Annotated in this window: 2 protein-coding genes; both read left to right on the forward strand. The window is 33.1% G+C overall.

The features are described 5' to 3' along the window. On the forward strand, window positions 1-369 hold a 369-nt coding region (locus A5875_RS14810), incomplete at its 5' end, for a hypothetical protein (protein ID WP_088934299.1). A gap of 475 nt (window positions 370-844) precedes the next feature. After that, window positions 845-1,070: hypothetical protein (locus tag A5875_RS14815; RefSeq protein ID WP_217809348.1), on the forward strand; the 226-nt coding region annotated here is incomplete at its 3' end.

Below are 1,070 nucleotides of genomic sequence, written 5' to 3' on the forward strand. Positions count from 1 at the left end.
ATAGATTACCTAGATGCAATAACGAGAGTTGATTCTACAGGCTTAATTCTAGGGCATTCTGATGACAATTTTGAAATAGCTATCCCATTTTATACAAATAAAGTTATAGAAGGGTTAAGTGAAGAAGAACTTTCTAATCAAGTCTCATCATTGATATGGGATTTAAGTGCTTACATGACAGAAGAGTTATGCCCTAGCTGTAATGATAGTAATTTACGATTAACAACAATGGTTAGTAAAGGGGATATATTGGTTAAATTTTGCGATGAATGTTTGTATACGGGAATTAGAAATGAACATGTAGAAATTGAAGAAGATCTTGTTCCAGCACCAAAGAAGATGATAGAAGTATATTTAAGTGAAAGATAAGAAAATACTATGAGCACTTGATTGTTTGCTACTCACTAATTCAGTTTTTTATCTGCTATTTCGCTAGATTCTGAGGGAGAAGTAGAAAAGGTTTGAAAGATCTAATTCAACTTTTAAAGCAAACGGTGGGCATGGTATGCTAAAAAGGCTCGAGGAACAAGCTACTATCTTTTTCGTGAGTTCCTCGGGCAATGACAAAAGCACATGCACAATAAATAAAGTCAATAGCGACGCTAGGTTACCCTAGCGGTCTATTGACTTTTTTATGGATTAGAAGAGTCATTTTTCTCGTTTTCTTCTGTTTTTTTAGAAATTGTTTTATGACAAGTACTTTCATAGCTTCCTCTTTAGTTAAATTCTGTATATCCTTTTTGGATGTATCCAAAAGATTAATATCTGAATTACCTAGAAGATAATCAACTGCAGTGTTCAGCTATGTCGCAAGTTCCACCACTTTCAAAATAGGAGAAAAAGTATGCTGAAAAAAATTGATTGTACGTATAGTGATGCAAACTATAATGCAGAATTTTTAATTGAAATTTTAAAGACTATGGAAGAGAGCACAGGAATTGAGAAATTTTCTATTGGAACAATTAATGCAGTTCCGAATGATCAAGAAAGATTTTCCGAAGAGAAAGGCCTATTGAGTGAGGAAGTTTTTGATTTCAATAATCTGGTAACAAATGCACACGGTATAAGAA

The organism is Enterococcus sp. 3H8_DIV0648, from assembly GCF_002140655.1.
GTDB lineage: Bacteria > Bacillota > Bacilli > Lactobacillales > Enterococcaceae > Enterococcus_A > Enterococcus_A hulanensis.